The following is a 24,283-nucleotide window of genomic DNA, read 5'->3' as shown; positions in this document are numbered from 1 at the left end:
TCGTCGAACGCGTGATCGAAATTCCTTATCGCGGCTCCGGCCCTTATTGCTACACCCATTCCCTCGCGATGATGCTCGGCGCCGACGCGCCGGGAGCCGACCTGCTCGAAACTGTGACCGGAAGCCCCTTCGGCATGCAACTGGTCGGCGGAACGCTCCCGTTCTTCGACGCCTTCGGCTGGGATCCCGATCTCGGTATCGGCGAGGCACTCGACGTCCTCGGCTGGAGCGCGGAAACGACGAGCGAGCCGGATCCGGACGCGGCGTTCGCCCGGCTCGCCGAGCGCCTTTCCGACGGGCCGGTCCTGATCGGGCCGATCGAAATGGGACACCTGCGCCACCAGCCCGGAATGACCGGCCCGATCGGCGCCGACCATTTCCTGGTCGTGCTCGCCGCGGACGACGAGTCCGTCACCGCCCACGACCCGCAGGGATATCCGTACGCGCGGATCCCGCGGCCGGATTTCGCCGCCGCGTGGCTGGCCGAAACCGTCGCGTACGGCAAACCGCACACGATGCGAACGAATTTCGTACGGCACACCGATGTCACGGAAGAAGCCGCGATCGTCGCTTCGCTCCCTCGGGCGATCAGGCGGCTCGGCGGCGAAGGCGACGCCGGTCTTCCGCCCGGCACGGTGGGCAACGGCGACGCCGCCCTCGCGCTCGCCGCCCGGATCGACGACGACTGCGATCCGGACCTGCGCGGACTGCTCGTCCATTTCGTGGTGCGCCTCGGCGGACGAACGACGCCGCGACCTGCCTGCGCCGGGTCGGCCACGAAGACGCGGCCGCCGTCCTCACCACGCAGGCGCGGCTGATCGGCTCCCTGCAGTACGACCTCGTCGTCGAACACGACGCCCGTGCCGCCGCGACCCTCCGGACGCTTGCCCCGACCTACGAAGAGCTGCGACGGGCGCTCACGTCATCCTGACGCGCAGCAGGGCGGCGGCGATCGACTTGCCGCGAAGGGCCGCGTCGGGCGCGTTCTCGCGGACGGCGGTCACGATCGCGCCGTCCACGATCAGGACGAGCTGGGCGGCGAGTCCGTCCGCGTCGGTATGACCCGCGTCGGTGAGCAGGCCGGCGAGATACTCGGTCAGCGCGCTCTTGTGCTCGGCCGCGACGGCGTGCACGGGACTCGCCGGGTCCGCCGTCTCCACCATGGTGTTGATGAAGGCGCAGCCACGGAAGTCCTTGCGGGAGAAGCGTTCGAAGAGAGCGTCGAAGACCGCGAGGATTCGGTCCTCCGGATCGAGGCGGTAGCCGTCGACAGTGCTGGAGAGCCACTGCCGCCAGGTACGGTCCCGTTCCCGCAGCACGGCTTCGACCAGCGCGTCCTTGCTCGGGAAATGCCGATAGAGCGACGCCTTGCCGACGCCGGACTCCTCCAGGATGCGATCGATGCCGACCGCGCGGATGCCTTCGGCGTAGAACAGCTCTTCGGCCGTGCTCAGCAGCCGCTCGCGCGCTCGGGTTCCCACGGCCGAAACAGTACCACTCTGTACCGAATTGGTTGACCGCAGGCGGTACAGGTCTGTACCGTCCAACTCGGAACAGACCTGTACCGTTTGGAGAGACCGTGCCCCGCATCCCCCAGCTGACCGAGCATCCGTTGCTGACCGACGTCCGCGACCAGCTCGGCCGGGTGCCCAACCTCTACGCCGCGATGGCCAACGGCCCGGCGGCGTTGAGCGGCTACCTCGCCTTGCGCGACGCCCTCACGCGCGGCGAACTGACCGCGCGCGAACGCGAGCTGCTCGCGCTGTTCACCGCACAGCGCAACGACTGCGGCTACTGCCTCGCCGCGCACACCTTCCGCGGCGAGAAGATGCGCATCCCCGCCGAGGAACTGGACAAGGCCCGTGAGGCGGAAAGCCCCGACCCGCACACCCGCGCGGTACTCCGGCTGGCCGACGCCGTCATGGCCCACCGCGGCCGGATCCCCGACGAGCGGCTGGCCGAAGCCCGCGCCGGCGGCGTCACCGACGCACAGGTCACCGAGGTGGTCGCGCATATCGCGCTCAACGTGCTGTCCAACTACTTCAATCACGTGGCCGAGCCCGACCTCGACTTCCCCGAAGTGTCCCGGTGAGATACGCGTCGCCGATCCTGCTGACCGCGGCGGGCGCGGGTGGGGCGGCCGCCGCCGGGATGGGCTCAGGAGTCGGGCCGGCGGCGTCGGCACCGCTCGCCGCCAGCCTGGCGCTGGTGCTGGCCAATCCGGCGCTGCCATCCGCCCGGCCGGTCGCGGTGTTCGGTGGCCACGCGCTCGCCGTGGTGACCGGGGTCCTCGCCGCGTTCGTGCTGCCGTCCGGTCCGGTGGCCGTCGCGGTCGCGGCGGCCGCCGGATTCGGCGCCATGCTCCTCTTCCGGGTGGTGCATCCGCCCGCCGTCGCCTCCGGCTGCCTGATGGTCCTGCAGCCGTGGCCCAACGGCGTGTTCCTGATCGGCGCGGCGGCCGTGCTGGCGGTCGCGCTGATCCTTCACACCAGGTTCGCCGCGAGGGCCATCCGGACGTGACACCGGCGGGGCCGTTTTCGCGGCCCCGCCCCTTAGCGAATGGTGGGGGAACCGTCGCCGAGCAGGTCCTCGGTCAGGACGGTGCGCGAAGGCAGCCCCAATTTGCGCAGGGCTCGTCCGATGTGGATCTCGACCGTCCTCGGCGAGAGGAACAGCCGCTCGCCGATCTCCCGGTTCGTCAGGTTCCGGGCGGCCAGCCGGGCGACTTCGAGTTCCCTCGGCGACAAGCCCTCGCCGTAACCTTTGCGGCCGCGCCGGGGCGTCTCGGGATCGCATCGTCGCAACGAACGGCGGCAGCGGAGCGCGTCCACGGCCGCACCGAGGCTCGCGTACGTCGTCTCCGCGGTGGTGAACGAAGCGACGGCACGCTCTCGCACCCCGGCTTCGGAGAAGCATCCGGCCGCGAGTTCGTCGGCGTAGGCGGCGAAATACGGGAGAGGCAACGCGCTGTAGGCCCGCGCGGCGCCGAGCAGCAGATCGCCGGCGGCGAGCGTCTCACCGCGCGCCTGCGTGAGCATCCCCCGGCACAGCAGCGCCGACGCGTTGGCGACCGGCGCGTCCTTGCCGTCGATGCCCTGCCGGTACTCCGCGAGCAGCTCCCTCGCCTCGACGTGCTGACCCAGCCCGAGCATGGTGCGCACGGCGAACGGCATCAGCTCGGCCGCCCAGACCCAGTTGTTCTTGCGGCGCACGGTTTCCAGGCCGTACTCGGCCAGGCGCCGGGCGGCCTGCAGATCCTTGCCCGCCTGATGGACGGCCACCCGGCCCGCGTACGCCGAAGCCTGCACCGGGACGCTGCCCGCGGAAAGCGCGAACGCCGCGTCGAAACTGCGCAAGGCCGCCGTCGGCCGGTGCTGTCCGTACTCGTACCAGCCGAGTACCAGCAACGGTTCGGCCGCCAGTGAACCGTCCTTGTCGACCCGCGTCAGCATCGCTCGCGCCTTTTCCGCGACGCTCGCCCACTCCCCCATCGCCAGGTCCAAGCGCAGCTCCGTACCGTCGGCGAGCGCGTCGAGGTAGGGCTGGTGGTCGTCGCGGATCAGCCGTCGCGCGGTCGCGAGGTAGGCCCGTGCCACCGGATAGTGCCCGTTCCACGCCACCGCGTCGGCCAGGTTGATGTAGGTGCGGGCCACCTGGCGGCAGACCTCGGCCGACTCCGGGGCCAGCGGCAGATCGGCGATCTCGTGCCAGGCCTCCGGATCGGCGATCTGCATCCGCGCCGAAAGCCGGTTGGCGGTGATCGCGGCGAGCAGCCCGGCGTCGTGCTCCCCCTTGCTCACCTGCTCGGCCTCGTCGAGCCAGCGGAAGTTCTCCTCGACCGGGACCGTCCAGATATGCGGCAGCGCCAAGGTGACCAGCCCCCTGGCGAGCAGCGCCTGGCGCCTGCCGAGGTCGGCCGCGCCCAGTTCGATCTCGAGCCTGCCCGCTTCGACCTTGCCCACCTGATTGATCAGCACCTGTCCGAGGTGGACGCGGATCTCGCCCCGCGCGGCCTTGCTCAGCGGCCATTCGCGCAGGATCTCCCGCAGCAGCCGGACCGTACCGGCGTGCGCGATACCGCGCGGCAGTTCCCTGCCGAGCCGGACGGCGAACGATTCGCGCGCGGTGCGCGGCAGATCCGTGTCCCGCAAGGCCGTTTCGAGCAGACGGCTCGCTTCCTCGGTCCGGCCGTCTTCGATGGCGTTGTCGACCGCGGCGCCGGTCCACTGTGTCCACGCGGCGATGTCGCCCGCCAGCCGCGCGTGACGGGCGATGAGCGACGCGGAGGGTTCGGCGTCCGCCGAGAGCCGGGCAGCGGCGCGTCCGTGCATCGCGCACCGCTGAGGGCCGGGAAGCAACGCGTAGACCGCTTCGGCGATCAGCGGGCTCCCCGAGACATAGCGGCCGCGGCCGAGATCCCGCAGCAGTCCCGCGTCCACGGCTTCGGTGACCGCGCCGTCGAGCTCCGCGGACGGCGGCGCCGCGACCGCGCCCAGATCCCGCTCCCCGGCGGGCGATCCCAGCACCGCGGCCGCGCGGACGACGTCCCTGGCGGCGGGGCCGATGACCGCCATCAGCCCGGAAACCCGGCTCCGCACGAGCGGCGGCACCGTCGCCGACGCCAGCCGGTCCGCGGAAAGCGCTTCGGCCGTGTCACCGACGCTCTGGACCAACGCCGTCAGATCGACGGCGATCCCGGACGTCCGCCGGTGCGCCGCTTCGGCGAAATCCGGTGCGCAGCGACCGAAGGACGCGTCCAGCAACGTCTGAACCTGGACGGCGGTGAACGCCGTGAGCGAGAGATGCGCGGCGGTCTCGCGCAACGGCGGGAAACGCCGCGGCCCGCACGCCGCCGCGCTGACCACCACGCTCAGCGCCGCCGCCGGGGAAGCCGCGAGCCCGCTCAGGAACTCCCAGGTGTCGTCGTCCGCGGAGTGGACGTCGTCGAGCACCAGCACCGCCGGGCCACAGCCCGCCAGTACTTCCCGGACAGCCCGGAACTCCTGCTGCCGAACGGTTTCGGCGTCCGCGTTCGCCGGGAACGGTGGCAGCCACGGTGACCACTCGGGAATGAGCCGCCGCAGGACACCGGTCACCGGGGAGAAGCTTGCCGCGTGAGCGGCGGCCACGTCGCTCTTCGCGATCAGCGCGTCGACCAACGGCGCCAGCCGGCACGGCCGCGAGAAGGAACCGCACCGGGCGGACCAGACCACACGCGACGCGAGTACGGGATGAGCGGCCAGTTCTTCGAACAGACGGCTCCGGCCCACCCCCGGTTCGCCCTCGACGACGGCGACCGACGGCGGGCGCGAGGCGACGCGCACCAGTTCGGCCATTTCGGCGTCGCGGGCCACGAACACCGGTGCCGTACCGATCGTCGGCATGCTCGGGACCATACCGAGCGGACACCCGCCGAAAGGCGGGAACACGAACAGTGACCACGAGCCGCGCGCTTTCCGCTGATCCACACCACCGGAGTCACGACCTCGCCGCACTGTTAACTCGATCGGGCGACGACGACCTGCGGTGACACCGACCCTCGCGACGGCAATACGGACCCTTAGGTATTGCCGCGAACCTTGCCATCAGACCACCGGAGGGTGAATCTCAGACTGTTCGCAGTGCCCCTCTGTTACCTCGCCACAGCGCAAGTCCCCTGCTCGCGCCGGTTCGCCACCCGATCGGGTAGCCGAATTCCCCACCTGTCCCTTACGGGTAGCCGCCGCGCTTGCTTCGCGTTCGACCATCCAGTTAGGAGTGTTCCGACGGTGAAGACCTCATTCAGGCGCGGGCTGGCCACGGCCTGCGCCGGTGTCGCCGCGCTGGTCGCCCTGCAGGCGCCCGCCACCGCGGCACCCGTCGTCACGGCGGCCACCACGATCCCGATCAAGATGCAGGCTCAGGAGAAGAGCAACTGGTGCTGGGACGCCAGTGGCAACACCATCGCCGCCTGGTGGGGATACTCCCTCACGCAGACGAAGTTCTGCCAGGTCGCGCACAACGAGTCCGGTACGGACTGTGCGAACAACCAGGGCTACCTGAGCGACCAGCAGCGGGTGTTCCGGTGGCTCGGGTTCAGCAACGTCGGCACCTACAGCTCGTCGGGCCAGACGTTGAGCTTCGCCTCCATCAAGAGCCAGGTCGACGCGCGGCAGCCGATCGGCACCCGGATCGGCTGGCGCAACGGCGGCGGCCACATGCACGTGCTCTACGGCTACGACAACACCAACGGCGCGACGACGGTGTACTACGGCGACCCGTGGGGCTCGAGCCCCCGCTACAACCAGATGAGCTACAACGCCTACCGGTCCAACAACTCGTTCACCTGGACCCACACCGTCTACGGGATCAAGGACTGAAACCATGAAGCGAACCTTCCTCGGCGCCACGATCCTCGCCCTCGGACTGTCACTGGCGCTCGGCGGCCAGTCCTCCGCCGCCGACGCACCCAGCGGCGCGCCCACCGCCGCCGATCTCGCCGCGGTGTCCACAGTGGTCACCAGTGACGCGACCACCCAACGGCTCGCCAAGGCGCAGTTCCCCGGCGCGGCCAAGGCGGACACGGCCGTCGCGGCCAGAACCGCCAAGGCCGATCCGCGGACACCGGTGGCGGTCTACCAGCCGACCGCGGGTTTCATCGCCGGTACTTCGTCCGTCCCGGCCGAACTCGCCTACGTCGCCACTCCGGCGACCCTGGGCAACGGCGACGCCGCGACCGTGTGGTCGCAGCGTGAGGGCTCGGGCTGGTCGGTCTACAACGTCGCCTCGGGCGATGTCGAAAAGCGTCTCGCGGCGCAGGTCGGCAAGGGCTACCTCCTGAGCGAACCTCAGGCGGGCGCCTGGTACGCCGTCGACGGGGACACCGTGACCGTCCTCGACGGCTCGTCGGTGGCGAAGACCGGCGAGAAGATGTCGCTCGCCGCCTACCGCGAAGCCCTGCAGAGCCGCTACGGCGACAAGCTGCCCGGCTCGACCTACGACCGCACCGGTGCCGCCGGTGGTTACGGTGCCGCCCCGGTGGGCGACACCTCGGTGCCGTGGTGGCCGTACGCGCTCGGCGCGGTCTTCCTCGCCGCCGCGGGCGCGGGCGTCACGCTCCGGCTCCGCCGGCAGTAGCGCCAGGGGCTGAAGGACGCTTTCACCGCGTGCGATGCAGCGAAAGCGTCCTTCACCGCGTGCCATGCGGTGAAGGACGCTTTCAGCCCGCCCGCTAGGCGAACGTGTAGTCCTCAAGCGGGAAACTCCCAGCCTCCTTGATCGCGTTCAGCGTCGAGGATGGCCGGAGCAGCGTCGCCTCCCCGTGCGGGTTGAAGTAGTAGCTGTTCGCCGGCGCGCAGTTCCCGAGGGTGAAGATGGAGTCGCCGAGGCGTTCGGTCATCCGGTCGAGGAACGCGTCGTTGGCCTCCTGCGTGACTTCGAACTCCGTCGCGCCACGCCGCCGCATCGCGCCGAAGAGCCGGTCCATATGCCGCATCTGCGTCTCGATGGTGGTGAAATAGGACAGTCCCGAGTAGGAATACGGGCTGTTGAGCGAGATGAAGTTCGGGAACTTCGGGATCGCGACGCCCTCGTAGGCCTGGAAACGGTTCTCCCGCCACCACTTCCCGAGATTCCGCCCGTCGCGTCCGACGATCTCGATCGCCGGGAAGTTCGCCTCCCACAGATCGAATCCGGTCGCCAGCACCAGGACGTCGATGTCCCGCCGCTCGCCGTCGGCGGTCTCGATCCCGGTCTTGTCGATCTTCGCGATGGACGTCGTCTCCAAGTGCACGTGGTCCTTGGTGAAGGCCGGGTAGTACTCGTTGGAGAACGTCGGACGCTTGCAGCCGAACGAATAGCGCGGCGTCAGTTCCGCGCGCAGCCCCGGATCCCGCACCTGGCGGCGGAGGTGCGCCTGGCACCACAGCTTGCCGAGCCGGTTCGCCATCGGCAGCTGTTTGTAGTGCAGGACACCGGAGACCATCATCAGTTCCAGCAGCGCGGTCCCGGTCAGCCGGGCGGCCCGCTGGGTGAACGGGAGCGCGGCGAACGCGCGCCGGACGGCCTTGGGCACCGGGAAGTCCAGTTTCGGGCTCACCCAGATCGGCGTCCGCTGGTACACGGTGAGTTCCCGCGCGATCTTCGCGATCTCGGGGATCAGCTGCACCGCGGTCGCGCCGGTGCCGATCACCGCCACCCGCTTGCCCGCGAGGTCGTAGCCGTCGTCCCAGGCGGTGGTGTGGATGACCTTGCCGCCGAAGGTGTCGATCCCGGCGATGTCGGGTTTCTTCGGCTGGGAAAGGAATCCGGTCGCGGTGAGGAGGTACTTGGCGGTGACCGGCCTGCCGTCGGCGAGCGAGACCGTCCAGTGCGCGTTCGCCTCGTCCCAGACCGCGCCGGTGACCACCGAGCCGAACCGCATGTAGCGCCGCAGCCGGTACTTGTCCGCGACGTGCTCCGCGTACCGCTTGAGTTCCGCGCCCGGCGCGAAGAGCCGCGACCAGTGCGGATTCGGCTCGAACGAGTACGAGTAGGTCGCCGATGGGATGTCCACCGCCAGCCCGGGATAGCGGTTCACATGCCAGGTGCCGCCGAGGTCGGATTCGCGTTCGAGGATGAGCAGGTTGTCGTAGCCGAGCCGGTTGAGCTGGATCGCCGCGCCCATCCCGCCGAAACCGGCCCCCACGACGACGGCGTCGTACTGCGCGTTCATGCGTTCTCCTCCCGGTGGGTGTCCTGGTCGAGGCGGGCGCGGTAGCCGTCCCGCTCCGGTGAATCGGGGCGCAGTGCCCGGTCGTCGCGGATCAGCCGCCGGAACGCGTTGAGCGCCGGTTCGGGTGTCACGGCCGCGAGGGTCGCGAGCGCGCCGACGTAGCCGGGCACGGCGATCTCCGCGGCGCGGGTGCGGACGGAATCCACCACGGCGTCGGCGATCCGGCCCGGTTTCACCTTCGGGATCGGCCGCATGTCGAGCCCCGAGGCGAGCGCGGTGTCGACCGCCGACGGCAGCACGGCGGAGACGCTCACCCCGTGCGGCGCGTACTCCAGCCGGGTCGCCGCGGTCAGCCCGACGACGGCGAATTTGCTGGCGTTGTAGATCGCCAGCCCCTTCACCGGGAACTTCCCGGCCAGCGACGCGACGTTGACGATATGCCCGCGGCCGCGGTCCAGCATGCCGGGCAAGGCCAGCCGCATGCCGTGGACGACGCCGAAGACGTTGACCTCCATGGTCGCCCGGTTCAGCGCGTCGGAGAGATCGAGGAAGCCACCGTTCGGCATGATCCCGGCGTTGTTGACGAGCACCGCGAGCGGCCCGTTCGCCTGTTCGGCGTCAGCGAGAAAGGCGGCGAACGAAGCAGGATCGGCGACGTCCAGGTGATGCGCGGTCCCGCCGATATCGGCGGCGGTCCGTTTCGCGGCTTCGAGGTCGAGGTCACCGATGGAGACGCGGGCACCGAGCGCGGCCATCCGTTCCGCGGTCGCGCGGCCGATGCCCTGCCCCGCGCCGGTGATCGCCACGTGCGCGCGAGCGAGATCGAGGTCCGGGTACTTGCTCATGCGCGTACTCCTTCTCGTTCGAAGGCTTCGGCGACCAGGCCGGGCGCCGTCCTCAAGGCCGTGGCGAGCACGTGCTCACGCCGTCGTCCGTCCATGAAGTTGGCGCCCATGGCGGTGAGATCGGCGGGCCCCGGTTCGATCCGGACCACCCGGACGCCTGCCGCGCGCAGCTGTCGTGCCTCGTCGTCGACACGCCTGGTCATCGCCGTCCGCAGCAGGCGTTCGAGCCGGGCCGGACCGCGCGCCGGAGCCCCGCCTTCGCTGCTCATCGGTGCGATGAGCAGCGACCTCGCCGAGGCGGGCGGGCGGCGCGTCCGGGGAACCGAGCGCGATCCGCTTCCCGGTCAGGTCCGCGGCCATCAACCAGGTCGCGGGATGCGGGACCCAGCCGCCGGGCGCCAGCGCGTCCCCGAGCTCGCGAAGCCAACCGGCGTCTCCCCTACCCCGCGGCAGAAGACCCGCGAGACCGGCGAGCGTGTCGACGTCCCGGCGCAGCGCGGCCCGGACCAGCCCCGCCGCGGGCCAGCGCGGATACGGCACCGGCGGAAGCCTGTCCGGCACCCGCCGGACGTGCGCGGCGACGACGGCGTCACCGCCGGGCACGCCCGCCACCGCGTCGAGGATCGCCTTCGCCGGGATGCCCGCCCCGAGCATGGCCACCGCCTCCGCCCCCGCCGAGGTACCGACCAGGACGTCCGCCTCCCGCGGGTCCCAGCCGGCCTTGGCGTGCAGCGCGTCGAGCACCGCTGCCGTCCAGGCGAACCCCAGGGTCCCGCCGCAGCCGAGCACCAGCGCCTTGCGGAATGACGTGTCATTTTCGGAACGGTATGTCATTTGAACGCGTCAGGCAATAAGCTGGCGGGATGACGACGGAGACCCCGGTCAGCAGGGCCGCACGGAAGAAGCAGGAACTACGGCGCGAGATCGTGGAGACCGCGTTCGACTGCTTCGCCGAGCGGGGCTACCACGCGACGGGGATCGCCGACATCGCCGCCCGGCTGGGCATCGGGCACGGCACCTTCTACCGGTACTTCCAGAACAAGCGCGACATCGTCGACCACGTCATCACGGACCTGGTCGAGAAGGTGGTCGGCGCGCTGGCCGCGGACAACGCGCCGGACGCGGTCAACAGCCTTGCCGAGTACCGCAAGCAGAGCGCGCGGATCGGCGAAGCGCTCGCCAGGATCTTCGGCGGCGATCCGCGGATGGCCCGGTTCCTCTTGCTCGAAGCGGCGGGTATCGACGCCGAGATGCGGGAACGGGTACTGGACTTCTACGAGACCGCCGCCGAGCTGACCGCCGGCTACCTGCGTCACGGTGTCCGCCTCGGCTATCTGCACGAGGACCTGGACGTCGACTCCACCGCCCGCGCGATCAACGGGATGATCCTCGCGTCGGTGCTGTCCGAACTGCGCGACCCGTCACCGGACCGCCAGGCCGCGATGAGCCGGGCGGTCCGCCGGGTGATGTACGACGGGATCGCTGCGCACCAGTAGGCGGGGTCCGGGCGATACTGGTGCCACTTTTATGGAACAGGGTCCGGACGTCCAGGTCCACCGGCGAAAACGCACACCGGCACCGACGAAAACGAACCTCAGGGGTTCCGCAGGGTGCTGCTCGGCGATTCACCGAAAGCGGCGCGATACTGCGCGCTGAACCGGCTGCCGTCCAGGAAACCCCACTTCGCCGCGACAGCGGTCACCGTCGTGCCGTCGCCGGGTGCGGCGTCGCGGAGTTCCGCACGGGCGCGGTCCAGCCGGACCCGGCGCAGATAGGCCATGGGCGTGGTGTCCAGATGCCGCCGGAACGCCAGTTGCAGAGCCCGCACGGAGACCCGGCAGGCGCGGGCGATGTCGGCGACCCCGAGGTCGAGGTCCGGATTCGCCTCCAGGAAGGCGATCCCGCGGCGCACGGTGCCCGGGACGGCGTCGCGGCGGTCGTACGGGCGGTCTTCGCCCGTGCCCGCCGTGAAGGTGTCCAGTGCCATGGCCGCCATCAGCCTGCCCACCGCGCCGAGCACCAGAGGCCCGTTCTCCACGCCCGGTACGGACAACAGCCCGGTGACGTACTCGACCGTCCGGCACCAGCGCAGCGCCTTCTCCGGACTCACCGGCTCGTAGCACAAGCGCTCGACCACGGCGCCGTCCTGCGCAGGATCGATTCCGTTGACCAGCGACAGGTCTATCCCGGTGATCTGCAGCCGCGTGCCGTGCAACCCCGTCTGATACTCACGACCGGGATCCGGTCCGATGAACACGTCTCCAGGACCGAACCGGCGGTCGGTGACACCGTCGTCCAGCTCCTGTCGACCGTCCAGCACCCGCACCATCACCATCCTGCCCAACGGCTGGACGACGACGTCCGTGGTCAGCGTGTTGTGCAGGAAGTCGAAATACAGCTCCCCGAGATCACAGCGGTTGTGTTCGAAACGGTAGCTCTCGACACTGCCGTGGACCCGCAGGCGATTGTCGCGATACGCCTCGGCGAGCAGGGCACACGCCTGTTCCGGATCGGTGGTCGCGAACTCCGTCACCCTCGGTTCGTGCACGCCGACCACGCCTCCTTTCCGTTCGCCCGTAACGAAAAGTCCGCCCGCCGGAACGCTACCGTCGCTCGGCGGGCACTACCAGGGTCCGCCGGGCGTCATCCGGCTGCTCGGAATGGGCTCACCCGCGCGATCGAGGATGGCCCTGGCCCGGGCTTCGACCGGCTTGTCGACATCTGGCCGCCCGCCACGGCCACTCGTCGCCCTCACGGCTTGCGGTGGTGCGGAGTGCCTGCAGATCCGAGCCGCCGCCGGGTTCGGTGAGCGCCATCGTCGCGCGGATCTCGCCCGTCGCCATCTTCGGCAGGTAGGTGTCCTTCTGCTCCTGTGTGCCATATGTGGATAGGTGTTCGTGTGGTCGAGCTCCCGCGCGACGGGCCGGACCTCGCGATCCACGGTATGTGAAATACCGAATAATGATAGCCGCATACCGGTCCGCGATGCGAAGGGACGACGGTGGACTTCAAGCAGCTCAAGGCGTTGGTGACGGTCGCCGAGGTCGGCAGCGTGACCTGCGCGGCCGAGCTGCCGCACCTGGTCCAGCCCGCGGTCACCCGGCAGATCTGCACCCTGGAACAAGAGCTGGGGGTGCCGTTGTTCGAGCGGACCCGCCACGGGATGCGCCCGACCGAGGCGGGCGCGACGCTCGTCGAACGCGCCCGGCGGGCGCTCACCGAACTCGACCGGGCCCGGGCCGAGCTGGCCCCGAAACCCGGGGTGGTCACCAGGATCGTCACGGTCAGCCTGCTGGAGAGCGCCGCCGAACGGGTCGCCGCGCCGCTGACGACGGCCGTGCGGCGCGAGCATCCGGGGATCGAACTGCGGCTGCTCACCGCGTACTCCGGACATCTTCAGCGGTGGATCGACGACGGCGACGTCGACCTCAGCCTGCTCTGCAACCTGACCAGTACGCCGTCGCTCAACGTCCGTCCGCTGGTCCGCGAACGGTTGTGGGCGGTCGCTCCCCCGTCGGCCGGGCTCGACCCCGCGCACCCCGTCCCGTTCGCCGAGGTGGCCGCGCAGCCGCTGGTCATGCCGTCCGAGGGGCACGCGCTGCGCACCCTCATCGACGGCGCGGCCACGGAGGCGGACACCGAGGCGGCGGTCGCCGTGCAGACCAACGCCATGAACCTGCAGAAACGCCTCGTGCTCGGCGGGCACGGCTGGACGATCCTGCCGGGTATCGGCATCGCGGCGGACGTCCCCGACGGCACCCTGAGCGCGGCTCCGGTATGCGAACCGGAGGTCTGGCGCACCGTCGTCCTCGGCACGCCGCGGACAGAGCGCGTCACCCCCGCCGTCGACGCCGTCACCCGGGCGCTGGTCCGGCAGATCCACCGGACCGTGCGCGAGGGCGAGTGGCCCTCGGCGCGGCTCTGGGAAGACCGAACAGGAGAAGAATGAGCACGCTCCCCCGTACCGGTCACGCCGTCGCCGCCGACGGCACGCGGCTGGCTTACCAGTGGCACGGCACGGGAAGGCCGCTCGTGCTGCTGGCCGGGCAGGCGAACGACCACACGTGGTGGGACCGCACGCGCGGGGACTTCCCGAGCACGATCACCATGGACTATCGCGGCACCGGCGCCAGTGACGCACCCGATTCCCCTTATTCCACAACGGGTTTCGCAGACGACGTGATCGCCGTCCTCGACGCGCTCGGCGTCTCCGAGGCGGACGTCTACGGCACCTCGATGGGCGGCCGGGTCGCTCAGTGGGTCGCCGCGCGGTATCCCGATCGGGTGCGGCGGCTGGTCCTCGGCTGCACCTCGCCGGGCGGCGCGCACGGTGTCGAGCGGTCGAACGACGTGCGGCTGGCCCTGGCGCGGCGATCCTCCGTGGAGGCGCGGGAGACGCTGGAGGACTTGATGTACACGCCCGCCTGGCGAGCGGCCAACCCCGGCCCGTACCGGGTGCTGGGTGCGCACGGCATGCCGCCGCACGCGGTGCGCCGGCATCTCGTCGCGAGCAACACCCACGACGCCTGGGACGTGCTCCCGGAGATCACCGCGCCCACGCTGGTCCTGCACGGCGACGAAGATCTGCTCGCGCCACCGGCGAACGCACCCCTGCTGACGGAGCGCGTTCCCGACGCGCGGATGCACCTCTTCGCCGGGGCACGGCACGCCTACTTCGACGAATGCCGCCCCGAATCGAGCGACCTGGTGAGCGACTTCCTCGGGTAAACCATGCCGGCGCCCGCTCGGCGGCTGGCCTGGGTCTCTACGCGGACAAGTTCGGCCGCCGGGCCGCGCTGCCCCTTTCCGTGACGCTGATGAGCTTCGGCTTGCTGGCCATCGCCCTCACGCCCGGCTATTCGTCGATCGGCATCCTCGCGCAGGTGATCCTCGTGGTCGCCCAACTCGCGCAAGGACTCTCGGTGGGCGGCGAGTTCGGGTCGAGCGCGACCTACCTGTCCGAGATCGCCACTCCGCGGCGACGCGGGTTCTACTCGAGCTTCCAGTACGTCTCGATCACCGCCGGTCAGCTCTCGGCCCTGCTGGTGATGATCGTGATGCAGTCACTGCTCACCGAAGCGCAGATGTACGCGTGGGGCTGGAGGATTCCGTTCGTGCTCGGCGCGATCGCCGGGCTTCGTCGTGATGTACCTCCGCCGCGGCATGGTGGAATCGGAACACTTCCAACGCTCCGCGGCTGTCGGCTCGCCTTCCCGCGGTCATGTTCGGCTTCTCCGTCGGCGGCATGCTGCTGACCGTGCCGATCATGACACTCGTGGGCAGGACGGGGAGCCCGTGGATCGCCTTCCTGCTCATGATCACCGCCATGGTCTTCCTCAGCGGCTACACCGCCTTGTCGGCCATCATCAAGGCGGAAATGTTCCCCACCAACGTCCGCGCCCTCGGCGTCGGCCTCCCGCACACCCTGGCGACCGCGGTGTTCGGCGGGCTTTCGGAACCGATCGCGCTGGCTTTGAAGCAGGCAGGGCACGAGAGCGTGTTCTTCCGGTGGGTCACCGGTTGCATCGGGCTGACCTTCGTGGCGACTTTGGTGGTGCGGGAGCCTTCGCGTGACTCCTCTTTGGAGATCGGCGCGGCGCCTGCTCGGGATTCTGTCGTGAGGTAGGTGGGGCTGGCGTGGGTTCTGGTTGGCTTCGGCAACGGGCGCCTTGGCAGGTGTGGGGTGCTGTTGCCGAATTCCGGCAACAGCACCCTCACGAGAGGGGCCATGGCCGCGTTTCGGCAAAGGAGTCTCGCGCCCAGTGGATGATTCGGCATGGCGGTGATGGTCGCCGTTGCGGACCCTTGGTCGGGTCCGTCCACCCATTGGGCTGTAGCCGTATTTTGGCGACGAAGCCAGACAGTGGCGTTCATCGGAAGCGCAAACCGCAGTGCATGAGCCGTGGCCGTTTTTCGGCGAGGTCGCTGGGGCACGATGTAAAGGCGTCGGTCAATGCTGCGTGCCCTCGATCGGATGCCAGGCTTTCGGCTGAGTCATGGCCGTTTTCGGCAATGAGGCCAGTGCCGATCACGCGGCACCGTTGCCGGTTTTCGGCGACAGCTCAGAACGGTGGTGGTTCGTCCGCCCGGGGTTCGTGCAGCGGCGGTGGCGCGCTGTCGTAGCTCTGCCCTGTAGGCGTGGTGATCGTGAGAGTCCCATCGGAAGTGAGCCGGTAGTTCCAGCCGGGTTCGTCTTTCAGGCGGTGGTCGCGGCGGCAGAGGTCGACCAGCTCGGTATCAGCGGTATGGCCGCCGTGTTGCCACGGCAGCGCATGGTCGAGATCGCAGGCCTGCGCGACGCGGTGGCAGCCGGGTCTTCGGCACTCACGATCGCGCACCCGCACGAACTCATCAAGGCCGGCGGTGGGGCGATACCGGTCCCGGCCCAGGTCGAGCACCTGCCCCGACAACGGGTCGGTGATGATCCGCCGCAACACCGTGTTCGGCCCGGATGCGATGTGCCGGACCAACGGAGCCGGAATGTGCCCGTGCCCGGCCAACTCGGCCGGATCGTCGTTCAATCCGAGATACGTGTGCAGGTCCATGTACAGGAACACGTCGGACCGTTCGCTCTTCCCACCCTGACCACCCAGCAAAAGATCCAACGCGACGTCGGCACGCAACTGATCCAGGGTCCGAGCCTCGCCGCCGGTCTTCAGGGCGCGTGCTTCACGGTCGATCCGCGTGTAGGCGGCGGCGACCTTCTCCACCGGACCGTCTTCGACCTCGATCGACGCCACCCCTGTCTCGCCTTGCCGCAGCGACAACCGACGTCCGGCGCGGTGCCGTTCCGCGCGTCGGGCGGCGCCGTCGCGATCGGCCATCATCGCCGCATGGTTCGCCGCTTTCCGGATCTGATCGGCGTTCCTACCCGGCAACCGGTCTTTCAATACCGCGTCCACGGCGCGGGCGTCGTCGTCGGACAGCCAGGCGGTGGCTGTGGCGACTTTCATCGCCCCGAACCCACCCACCTGCCCGCGGTCCAACAGCCCGAGTGTGCGGGGCAGGCGGGTGGTCAACGCCTGAGCGGTCGACACCAGCCCGGCCGCGTGACCGTCCACAACAGACAGAGCCAACGCCACCTCCTGCACCACACTGACAGCACCGTCACGATGACGGCTCAGCTGCGACAGAGCACGGAACCGCACCGCCTCCAATCGCGCGATCCCCTCCGACGCCGCGACCGCCGCGGCGACGGCATCGTTGTCCCCCAACGAATCCAGCGAAGCATTGACCTCCTTCAAAGCATCGGACTCGGTGATTTCCTTGAGTAGCGCCACAGTGGCGTTGAGAGTGTCCACAACGCAGAACGTACAACCGACCACCGACAGTTTTCGAACCATGCTGCTTTTCCTTTGTGCGACAAACAAAGCGAACCTAATCGACGTCGAGCAAACCCTGAGCACCGTTCTCCAGCTGCCGCGCGATTTCCTCGGACCGCGGCAGCATGGTCTTCTCATACAGCGCGACGGCATCGCCAAGACTGGCGGAACCGGCCAGCGCGAGGGCGAGTTCGCAAGCGTCGAGCATGGCCAGATTGGCGCCGACCCCCAGCGGCGGCATCAGATGAGCGGCGTCGCCGAGCAGGGTCACCCACGGCTTGTGTTCCCACGTGTGCGGGACGGGCAGGACGAACAAGGGGCGATCGACGTACGGACCGTCGTTGTCGGTGATCATCCGCAACAGCGACGGCGACCAGCCGGAGAACGCGTCGAGCAGCCGAGCGCGGATCTCCAAAGTGTCGCCGCCGGCAATCCAGTCCGAGGGTAGGCGCTGGATGATGTAGACCCGGATGTGGTCACCGCTGTTGCGCTGAGCGAACAGACACCGCTCGCCGTCCGCCGCCATCGCGCTGCCCTGGCCCACGAGTTCGGCGAGTTCGGGGTGCGCGTTCCGGACATCGTCGAACCACGCCTCCAGAAAGGTGATCCCGGCGTATTCGGGCACGGCCGCCGACACGACCGGCCGGACCCGCGACCACGCGCCGTCGGCGCCGATGATCAGGTCCGTCTCGACCGTCGTTCCGTCCGTGAATCGCAGACGTCCGGGGGCCTCGACCCGGTCCAGGGTCTGTCCCCAGTGGACGGTTCCCGGCTCCAGCGAGTCGAGCAGCAGGCCACGCAGCTGACCGCGGTCGATCTCCGGCCTGAACAGCTCCCCTTCGGCCGGGACATGGTGCTCCAAAAGACCCCCGAGAGGATCCAGTTTGCGCATCTCCTGCCCTTCCGGACGTGCGAGCGCGAAGAACTCGTCGAGGAGGCCGGCTTCGCGGAGAGCCAGCTGCCCGTCGTCCGCGTGGAGGTCGAGGGTGCCGCCCTGGTTGCGGGCACGGGGATGCGGGTCGCGGTCGTAGACCGTCACGGGAATGCCGTTTCGCTGCAGGATGCGGGCGCAGGTCAGGCCGCCGGGGCCAGCTCCGATGATGCTGATCGTCATGAACACCAGAAAAGCAGAACGAGTGAAAAAGTGCAACGAGTCAACTTAGTGACTGTGACAACTCATGGGGTAGAGTGCGCTCATGGAGACACCGGGACGGCGTGAACGCAAGAAGGCGGCCACCCGCCAGGCACTGGCGGACGCCGCGCTGAACCTGTTCCTGGAGCGCGGCTACGACCAGGTCAGCATCCGTGACATCGCCGAAGCGGCCGACGTCTCGACGACGACGCTGTTCAAGCACTTCCCCGGCAAGGAAGCGCTGGTCTTCGACGAGTCACAGGACCGCGAGACACGTCTGATCGCCGCCGTCCGCGAGCGCGAAAAGGGCCAGGACGTCGTCGAGGCGCTGCGCGAATACGTGCTCGCCACGTGGCTTCCGCTTACGACACATCCCCAGTACGCCGAGTTCACCGCGCTGGTGAGCGGCACCCCCGCACTTCAGGAGTACGGCGAGCGCATGTGGACCCGGCACGCCAAAGCCCTCGGGGCAGCCATCGCCGAGGACACCGGCGCGGACTCCGACGACATCGCCTGCCACGCGCTCGCCCGTTTCGTACTGGACATTCCGGCGCTCACCCGGGGTCGCCCGGATCCGCGAAAGGACGTCGAGAGGATCTTCGATCTCCTCGAACGAGGCTGGCGCTAGTCCTCTTCGGGGCGGGAGCCGCGCAGCGAACCCGGATGCGCCTTGGCGGAGGGATCGTTGCGCGTCTTGAGCAGGCTCGCCACCGTCACCACCACGAGGATGCCGATGATCACCGAGAGACTGACCGGCGTCGAGATCTCCGGAACGCTCTCGTCGATGTCCACATGGGCCCAGTGCAGGATCAGCTTGATCCCGATGAACCCGAGGATCACCGCGAGCCCGGCGGACAGGTACACCAGCCGGTCGAGCAGGCCCTTCACCAGGAAGTACAGCGCCCGCAGGCCCAGCAGGGCGAAGGCGTTGGCCGCGAAGACCAGGTACGGTTCGTCGGTGACGCCGAAGACCGCGGGGATCGAGTCCAGCGCGAACAACAGGTCGATCCCGCCGATCGCGAGCAGCACCACCACCAGCGGCGTGCCCACCCGCTTCCCTTCCACCCGGGTGAACAGCTTGCCTCCGTCGTACTCGGTCGACAGCGGCAGCAGACGGCGCGCGGACCGGACCACGACGTTGTTCTCGATGTCCGGATCCTCGTCGTGATGCCGGAACAACTGGATTCCGGTGTAGATCAGCAGCAGCCCGAACAGCAGGAACATGAAGGAGAACAAGGAAAGCAGCGTGGCGCCGAGGGCGATGAAGATCGCGCGCATGATCAGCGCGACGACGATGCCGAACGTGAGCACCTTGTGCTGGTGTTCCTCGGGTACCGCGAAGGTGCTCATGATGATCACGAAGACGAAGAGGTTGTCGACCGACAGGCTCTTCTCCACGATGTAACCCGCGAAGTACTGCTGCCCGAAGTCACCGCCGTGCGCCAGGGTCAGCCAGACACCGAACGCCACCGCGACCAGGATGTAGCCGATCGACCAGGCCACCGCCTCGCCGAAGCCGACCTTGTGCGGCCGCACGGCCGCGAGGATGAGATCGAGTGCCAGGAGCCCGAGCACCAGCCCGATCGTGACGATCCAGGTGAGGGCATCGATCTGGAGCATCCGCACCCTGTCTTTCCATCGACGGCAGGTGCCAAGATCCTAAGTGCGACTCCCCCGGTCCGCATTCGCATGACCCGGCGCCGCGTCCAGCAGCGCGGCGATGACGGTCTTGAGCAACGGGTGGTCCGCGCTCCCCCGCCGGACGGCGGCGAACACGCGGCGCAGCGGCGGTTCGCCGCGCAACGGGACGGCGACGGCACCGGGAACGGCGGTGAAAGCGTTACGCGGCACCAAAGCCACACCCTCGCCGGCGGCGACCAGGGTGGTGATCGCGTGGAAGTCGTCGGAGACGTGCCGGATCTCCGGGTTGGCGCAGACGATCATCAGCACGTCACGGCAGGGATTCCCGGGTTTCGGCGCGATCCACTCGTCGTCGGCGAGGGCGTCGATGTCCACTTCGGACTCCCCGGCGAGCCGGTGCGCGGTGGGCAGCACGACGTCGAAGGGCTCCACGTACAACGGGAACCGGGTGAGTCTGCTTTCATCCGTTCGTGGCGAAAGCCGGTACTCCTCGGTGATCGCCAGATCCACCTCGCCGTCGAGCAGCAGCGGGATGCTCGCGTGCCCCTCGACGTCCTGCACCTGCATGGTGACCCCAGGCGATCCGGCCCGCAGCGAGGCGATCACCGGCGCGACGACCATCGTGATCGCGGAGGCGAAACTCGCCAGCCGCACCAGGCCCTGGACGCCGGAATCGAGCGCGGCCAGGGTGGCCTGCGCCCGTTCCAGTTCGGCGGCGACGGCGTTGGCGTGCACCACCATCAGTTCGCCCGCGGGGGTCAGCGACACCCGCCTGCCCCGGCGGCGAAGCAGCTGCTGGCCGCACTCGGCTTCGAGTGCGGCCAGCTGCTGGGAGACCGCGGACGGCGTCAGGTGCAGCGCCTGACCCGCCGCCGTCACGGTGCCGTGGTCGGCGAGGGCACGCAGCACGCGCAGCCGTCGCGGATCGATCATTCGTCCATCATGGACCTTGCCGTCACGAAGGCGTCGACGGCCCGGTTGACGTCGTCGGTCGAGTGCGCCGCCGACATCTGCGTCCGGATCCTGGCCTTGCCGTGCGGCACCACCGGGTACGAGAAACCGATCACGTAGATGCCCTGCTCCAGCAGCAGATCCGCCATCTTGCCCGCCTTGGCGGCGTCGCCGATCATCACCGGGATGATGGGGTGCTCACCGGGGAGCAGGTCGAAACCCGCCTCGGTCATCCGCCGCCGGAACAGCTCGGTGTTGGCGCGCAGCTTGCCCAGCAGGTCGCTCGAGGTGTCCAGCAGTTCCAGCGTGGCGAGCGCGGCCGCGGTGATCGACGGCGCCAGCGAGTTCGAGAACAGGTACGGCCGTGACCGCTGCCGCAGCATCTCGACGATCTCCGCGCGGCCCGAGGTGTAGCCGCCGCTCGCGCCGCCCAGCGCCTTGCCGAGCGTGCCGGTCAGCACGTCGACCTTGTCCTGCACGCCGAACAGTTCCGGCGTACCGCGGCCGGTCGGCCCGGTGAAGCCGACGGCGTGCGAATCGTCCACCATCACCAGGGCGTCGTAGCGCTCGGCCAGCGCGCAGATCTCGTCGAGCGGCGCGAGGTAGCCGTCCATCGAGAACACGCCGTCGGTGGCGATCATCCGGTACCGCGCGCCGGACGCCTCTTTCAGCCGGGCCTCCAGATCCGCGACGTCACGGTTGCGGTAGCGCATCCGCTTCGCCTTGCACAGCCGGACGCCGTCGATGATCGACGCGTGGTTGAGCTCGTCGGAAATGATGACGTCCTGATCGGTCAGCAATGTCTCGAAGAGCCCGGCGTTGGCGTCGAAACAGGAGCTGTAGAGGATCGTGTCCTCGGTGCCGAGGAACTCCGACAGCTTCGCCTCGAGCTCCTTGTGCGGCTGCTGGGTCCCGCAGATGAACCGCACCGACGCCATGCCGAAGCCCCAGCGGTCCAGCGCGTCTTGCGCGGCCTTGACCAGCTTGGGGTGGTCGGCGAGGCCGAGGTAGTTGTTGGCGCAGAAGTTGAGGACGTCGCCGTCACCGACACTGACCGAAGCCCGTTGCGGCCCCTGGAGCACCCGCTCGCCCTTGTACAGCCCGGCTTCCCGGATCTCGGCGAGTCCGGCCTTGAGGTCGTCGCGCATCGCGCCGTACATCAGTTCTCCGTCCAGTCCAGAATGACCTTGCCGCAGCGGCCTTCCCTGGCCGTCGCGAACGCCTTCTCGTATTCGGTGTAGCCGAACCGGTGGGTGATCACCGGCGAGATGTCCAGCCCGGCCTGCAGCAGCACGGACATCGAGTACCACGTCTCGAACATCTCGCGCCCGTAGATCCCCTTGATCTGGATCATCTTGAGCACCACGGACGCGATGTCGACCGACACGTCGGAAGCGGGGAGGCCGAGCAGCGCGACGCGGCCACCGTGCGACATGTTCGCGATCATGTCGCGCAGCGCCTCGGGGCGCCCACTCATCTCCATGCCGACGTCGAAGCCCTCGGCCATGCCGATCCGCTCCTGCGCGTCGGCGATGGTCGAGGAGGACACGTTCAGCGCGAGATCGACGCCGACCTTGCGGGCCAGTTCGAGGCGGTGCTCGCTGACATCGGTGACGACGACGTTGCGTGCGCCCGCGTGGCGCGCGATGGCGGCGGCCATGATGCCGATCGGGCCGGCGCCGGTGACCAGCACGTCCTCGCCGATGACGGGGAAGGACAGCGCGGTGTGCACGGCGTTGCCGAGCGGGTCGAAGATCGCGGCGATGTCGAGGTCGACCTTGGTGCGGTGCACCCAGGCGTTCATCTCGGGCAGGACGGCGTACTGCGCGAAGGCGCCGTCGGTGTGGACGCCGAGGCCCTTGGTCCTGGCGCACAGATGACGCCGTCCGGCCTTGCAGTTGCGGCAGCTTCCGCAGACGAGGTGCCCCTCGCCGCTGACCAGGTCGCCCACCTTGACCGTCGTCACCGAGCGGCCGATCTCGACCACCTCGCCGACGAACTCGTGCCCGATGACCAGCGGCGCGGCGATGGTGCGCGCCGCCCAGTCGTCCCAGGAGTCGATGTGCAGATCGGTGCCGCAGATCCCGGCGCGCAGCACGCGGACGGCGACGTCGCCGGGGCCGACGGCGGGGTCCGGCACGTCGGTGAGTTCCAGCCCGGGTGCTCGGTCGGCTTTGACCAATGCCTTCATGGCGCGAAGTCTGGTCCGCCCGTGCTGTTCAGTCCATCGCGAGTTTCTGAAATCCCTCGTTAGTGCAACTTCACAAGGAACCCGGGACACGGACCGAAACGAAGTCCGGCCGCGGGATCACCTCGAAGCCGATCGACCGGTACAGGCGGATGGCCGAGGTGTTCGCCGCCGCCGCGTGCATCATCGGGCGTTCGCCGCGAGCCCGGATCCCCGCCGCCACCGCGCGGATGAGCCGGGTCGCCAGCCCCTGACCGCGATACGCCGGGTCGGTGCAGACGGCGCTGATCTCGGTCCAGCCGGGAGGGTGCATCCGCTCCCCCGCCATCGCGATCAGCTCGCCGTCACGCCGGATTCCCAGATATGTCCCCAATTCGATGGTCCGTTTCCGGAAGGGCCCCGGTTTGGTCCGCTCCACGAGGTCCAGCATCTCCGGGACGTCGTCCGGCCCCAGCAGGACCGCTTCGGGGTCTTCGGCGGCTTCGAGCGCGACGTCGACCAGCCGGACCCCGGCGATCCTGCCGAGGACTTCCCAGTCCGACGGCACGGGGAGCGCGTTGTGGACGATGACCGTCTGGCCGGGGCCTGCCAGCGCGGCGACGTCGGCCCACACACCGTCGTCCGGTTCCGGTGGCAGGGCGATGAACGGGGCGACGTCGACCTGGTAGCGCAGCACCTGGCCGGAGCGCTCCGCGAAGTGGGCGTGCGGGCCGGTCAGCGAAGCCCAGGCCGGGTCGTCGAAAGGGGTGACCATGACCGCTCCGACGCCGGCGGGCGGGCTTTCATTCCCGCTCCCACATCCTGAGCGCTCAGCCGCCGGGAACGAGCAGCGGCGAGTGCGGATCGAGTTCGACCCCGCGTTCCCGGAGCGTGTCGTCGATGACCCGCCAGATCCACCGCACCAGCAGGCTCGCCAGCTCGGGGAGCTCGATGCCGCCCGGGTTCTCCAGCCAGCGCGCGGCACTCGCGTCGACGAGGCCGACCAGCCCGAAGGCGAGCGGGTCGGCGATCCGGCCGTCCAGGTCGAAGGTGTCGAGGTAGTGCTCGAAGAGGATGGAGAGCTGCCTGGCGATCGCCGTTTTGACGTCGGTGATGGCGTCGCCGCCGCGTCGGCCTGCTTGGGAATGCCTGGCGAGATAGCGGTAGAGGTTCCCGTATTCGGCGAGCCAGCCGGTATGCGCGCCCACCGCGATGGTGATGAGCTGCATCGGAGTCCCGCTCGGATCCCACAGCGGGGCCAGTTCGGCGGTGATGAGGTGGACGGCGCGGTCCGCGATCGCGCGCTGCAGGTCGGCGGCGTCGTCGAAATGCTTGTACACCCGGGTTCTCGCCACCCCCGCCTCGTCGGCGATCTGTTCGGTGGAGACCTCGGGACCGTGCTCGGCGATCGCGCGCAGCGCCGCGTCGACGAACTCCCGTCGACGGCGCTCCCGCTGTCCCGCCCAGCGCGCCGCCCGGCCATCCGGCCGCGGCGCGTCGGCTTCAGGCGTCATCCCCCGGAGTTTATCCGCG

At 69.3% G+C, this 24,283-nt stretch carries 25 protein-coding genes and 1 pseudogene; 11 read left to right on the top strand and 15 right to left on the bottom strand.

Annotated features, from left to right (window positions below):
• The first annotated feature begins 11 nt into the window (after positions 1-11).
• Positions 12-818, top strand: coding sequence for a hypothetical protein (locus tag ACIRGA_RS13755; RefSeq protein WP_400940506.1), 807 nt, complete (start codon positions 12-14; stop codon positions 816-818).
• A 99-nt stretch (positions 819-917) separates the two neighbouring features.
• Here the strand turns inward: ACIRGA_RS13755 and ACIRGA_RS13750 are convergent, their stop codons facing one another.
• Positions 918-1,481 (bottom strand): TetR/AcrR family transcriptional regulator, encoded by a 564-nt coding sequence (locus ACIRGA_RS13750; RefSeq protein ID WP_400940503.1) that lies wholly within the window; start codon positions 1,479-1,481, stop codon positions 918-920.
• A gap of 98 nt (positions 1,482-1,579) precedes the next feature.
• On the opposite strand from ACIRGA_RS13750, the gene ACIRGA_RS13745 reads away from it, so the two are divergent.
• Positions 1,580-2,092 (top strand): carboxymuconolactone decarboxylase family protein, encoded by a 513-nt coding sequence (locus tag ACIRGA_RS13745; RefSeq protein WP_400940501.1) that lies wholly within the window; start codon positions 1,580-1,582, stop codon positions 2,090-2,092.
• A complete protein-coding gene (locus ACIRGA_RS13740) occupies positions 2,089-2,520 on the top strand; it encodes an HPP family protein (RefSeq protein WP_400940498.1) in 432 nt (143 codons plus the stop codon). Before ACIRGA_RS13745 ends, ACIRGA_RS13740 begins: the two co-directional genes overlap by 4 nt.
• Positions 2,521-2,552: 32 nt before the next feature.
• Here the strand turns inward: ACIRGA_RS13740 and ACIRGA_RS13735 are convergent, their stop codons facing one another.
• On the bottom strand, positions 2,553-5,384 hold the full coding sequence (locus tag ACIRGA_RS13735; RefSeq protein WP_400940496.1) for an AAA family ATPase: 2,832 nt from the start codon (positions 5,382-5,384) through the stop codon (positions 2,553-2,555).
• A 384-nt stretch (positions 5,385-5,768) separates the two neighbouring features.
• Here ACIRGA_RS13735 and ACIRGA_RS13730 point away from each other — a divergent pair, with 384 nt between their 5' ends.
• The gene (locus tag ACIRGA_RS13730) at positions 5,769-6,359 is read left to right on the top strand and encodes a papain-like cysteine protease family protein (RefSeq protein ID WP_400940494.1); all 591 of its coding nucleotides are present in this window, start codon (positions 5,769-5,771) and stop codon (positions 6,357-6,359) included.
• 4 nt (positions 6,360-6,363) lie between these two features.
• The gene (locus ACIRGA_RS13725) at positions 6,364-7,116 is read left to right on the top strand and encodes a hypothetical protein (protein WP_400940491.1); all 753 of its coding nucleotides are present in this window, start codon (positions 6,364-6,366) and stop codon (positions 7,114-7,116) included.
• Between the two features lie 94 nt (positions 7,117-7,210).
• Here ACIRGA_RS13725 and ACIRGA_RS13720 read toward each other — a convergent pair whose 3' ends face one another.
• The 3 genes from ACIRGA_RS13720 to ACIRGA_RS13710 all read right to left on the bottom strand — a co-directional run bounded on the left by ACIRGA_RS13720 (position 7,211) and on the right by ACIRGA_RS13710 (position 10,371).
• Positions 7,211-8,692, bottom strand: a complete 1,482-nt coding sequence (locus ACIRGA_RS13720; protein WP_400940489.1) for a flavin-containing monooxygenase — start codon at positions 8,690-8,692, stop codon at positions 7,211-7,213.
• Positions 8,689-9,537: an SDR family oxidoreductase gene (locus ACIRGA_RS13715; RefSeq protein ID WP_400940486.1), complete on the bottom strand. Its 849-nt coding sequence runs from the start codon at positions 9,535-9,537 to the stop codon at positions 8,689-8,691. The genes ACIRGA_RS13720 and ACIRGA_RS13715 overlap by 4 nt, the downstream gene beginning before the upstream one ends.
• A gap of 75 nt (positions 9,538-9,612) precedes the next feature.
• Positions 9,613-10,371 (bottom strand): hypothetical protein, encoded by a 759-nt coding sequence (locus ACIRGA_RS13710; protein ID WP_400940484.1) that lies wholly within the window; start codon positions 10,369-10,371, stop codon positions 9,613-9,615.
• A gap of 29 nt (positions 10,372-10,400) precedes the next feature.
• Between ACIRGA_RS13710 and ACIRGA_RS13705 the strand changes: the two genes are divergently transcribed.
• Positions 10,401-11,033 carry a TetR/AcrR family transcriptional regulator gene (locus ACIRGA_RS13705; RefSeq protein WP_400940481.1) on the top strand — a complete coding sequence of 211 codons (633 nt, stop codon included), beginning with the start codon at positions 10,401-10,403 and terminating at the stop codon, positions 11,031-11,033.
• 98 nt (positions 11,034-11,131) lie between these two features.
• On the opposite strand, the gene ACIRGA_RS13700 is transcribed toward ACIRGA_RS13705, so the two are convergent.
• Both ACIRGA_RS13700 and ACIRGA_RS13695 read right to left on the bottom strand, forming a co-directional pair.
• Entirely contained in the window at positions 11,132-12,085 is a 954-nt protein-coding gene (locus ACIRGA_RS13700; RefSeq protein WP_400940479.1) for a helix-turn-helix transcriptional regulator, read from the bottom strand.
• Positions 12,086-12,275: 190 nt separating this feature from the next.
• Positions 12,276-12,428, bottom strand: a pseudogene (locus ACIRGA_RS13695) (acyl-CoA dehydrogenase); the annotation flags it as partial.
• A gap of 110 nt (positions 12,429-12,538) precedes the next feature.
• Here ACIRGA_RS13695 and ACIRGA_RS13690 point away from each other — a divergent pair.
• The 4 genes from ACIRGA_RS13690 to ACIRGA_RS13675 are packed head-to-tail and all read left to right on the top strand — an operon-like array spanning position 12,539 to position 15,163.
• Positions 12,539-13,486, top strand: coding sequence for a LysR family transcriptional regulator (locus ACIRGA_RS13690; RefSeq protein WP_400940478.1), 948 nt, complete (start codon positions 12,539-12,541; stop codon positions 13,484-13,486).
• Entirely contained in the window at positions 13,483-14,265 is a 783-nt protein-coding gene (locus ACIRGA_RS13685) for an alpha/beta fold hydrolase (protein WP_400940476.1), read from the top strand. Before ACIRGA_RS13690 ends, ACIRGA_RS13685 begins: the two co-directional genes overlap by 4 nt.
• Positions 14,220-14,792: an MFS transporter gene (locus tag ACIRGA_RS13680; protein ID WP_400940473.1), complete on the top strand. Its 573-nt coding sequence runs from the start codon at positions 14,220-14,222 to the stop codon at positions 14,790-14,792. The genes ACIRGA_RS13685 and ACIRGA_RS13680 overlap by 46 nt, the downstream gene beginning before the upstream one ends.
• The gene (locus ACIRGA_RS13675) at positions 14,759-15,163 is read left to right on the top strand and encodes a hypothetical protein (protein WP_400940471.1); all 405 of its coding nucleotides are present in this window, start codon (positions 14,759-14,761) and stop codon (positions 15,161-15,163) included. The genes ACIRGA_RS13680 and ACIRGA_RS13675 overlap by 34 nt, the downstream gene beginning before the upstream one ends.
• Positions 15,164-15,599: 436 nt before the next feature.
• On the opposite strand, the gene ACIRGA_RS13670 is transcribed toward ACIRGA_RS13675, so the two are convergent.
• Complete coding sequence (locus tag ACIRGA_RS13670; RefSeq protein ID WP_400940678.1) at positions 15,600-16,817, bottom strand: DUF222 domain-containing protein; 1,218 nt, start codon at positions 16,815-16,817, stop codon at positions 15,600-15,602.
• Between the two features lie 97 nt (positions 16,818-16,914).
• The gene (locus ACIRGA_RS13665) at positions 16,915-17,973 is read right to left on the bottom strand and encodes an FAD-dependent oxidoreductase (RefSeq protein ID WP_400940469.1); all 1,059 of its coding nucleotides are present in this window, start codon (positions 17,971-17,973) and stop codon (positions 16,915-16,917) included.
• An 82-nt stretch (positions 17,974-18,055) separates the two neighbouring features.
• Between ACIRGA_RS13665 and ACIRGA_RS13660 the strand changes: the two genes are divergently transcribed.
• The gene (locus ACIRGA_RS13660; protein ID WP_400940466.1) at positions 18,056-18,619 is read left to right on the top strand and encodes a TetR/AcrR family transcriptional regulator; all 564 of its coding nucleotides are present in this window, start codon (positions 18,056-18,058) and stop codon (positions 18,617-18,619) included.
• Here the strand turns inward: ACIRGA_RS13660 and ACIRGA_RS13655 are convergent.
• The 6 genes from ACIRGA_RS13655 to ACIRGA_RS13630 form a co-directional block, all read right to left on the bottom strand.
• A complete protein-coding gene (locus tag ACIRGA_RS13655) occupies positions 18,616-19,611 on the bottom strand; it encodes a TerC/Alx family metal homeostasis membrane protein (protein WP_400940463.1) in 996 nt (331 codons plus the stop codon). The genes ACIRGA_RS13660 and ACIRGA_RS13655 overlap by 4 nt on opposite strands.
• Positions 19,612-19,650: 39 nt before the next feature.
• Positions 19,651-20,565 (bottom strand): LysR family transcriptional regulator, encoded by a 915-nt coding sequence (locus ACIRGA_RS13650; RefSeq protein WP_400940461.1) that lies wholly within the window; start codon positions 20,563-20,565, stop codon positions 19,651-19,653.
• Complete coding sequence (locus ACIRGA_RS13645; RefSeq protein WP_400940459.1) at positions 20,562-21,743, bottom strand: glycine C-acetyltransferase; 1,182 nt, start codon at positions 21,741-21,743, stop codon at positions 20,562-20,564. The genes ACIRGA_RS13650 and ACIRGA_RS13645 overlap by 4 nt, the downstream gene beginning before the upstream one ends.
• Entirely contained in the window at positions 21,743-22,774 is a 1,032-nt protein-coding gene (gene tdh / locus ACIRGA_RS13640; RefSeq protein WP_400940457.1) for an L-threonine 3-dehydrogenase, read from the bottom strand. The genes ACIRGA_RS13645 and tdh overlap by 1 nt, the downstream gene beginning before the upstream one ends.
• Positions 22,775-22,844: 70 nt before the next feature.
• Positions 22,845-23,525, bottom strand: a complete 681-nt coding sequence (locus ACIRGA_RS13635) for a GNAT family N-acetyltransferase (RefSeq protein WP_400940455.1) — start codon at positions 23,523-23,525, stop codon at positions 22,845-22,847.
• Positions 23,526-23,580: 55 nt separating this feature from the next.
• Positions 23,581-24,264 carry a TetR/AcrR family transcriptional regulator gene (locus tag ACIRGA_RS13630; RefSeq protein WP_400940452.1) on the bottom strand — a complete coding sequence of 228 codons (684 nt, stop codon included), beginning with the start codon at positions 24,262-24,264 and terminating at the stop codon, positions 23,581-23,583.
• Between the last annotated feature and the right edge of the window lie 19 nt (positions 24,265-24,283).

Source organism: Amycolatopsis sp. NPDC102389 (assembly GCF_044765885.1).
Classification (GTDB): Bacteria; Actinomycetota; Actinomycetes; order Mycobacteriales; family Pseudonocardiaceae; genus Amycolatopsis.
This window is presented reverse-complemented; position numbering and strand designations above follow the sequence as displayed.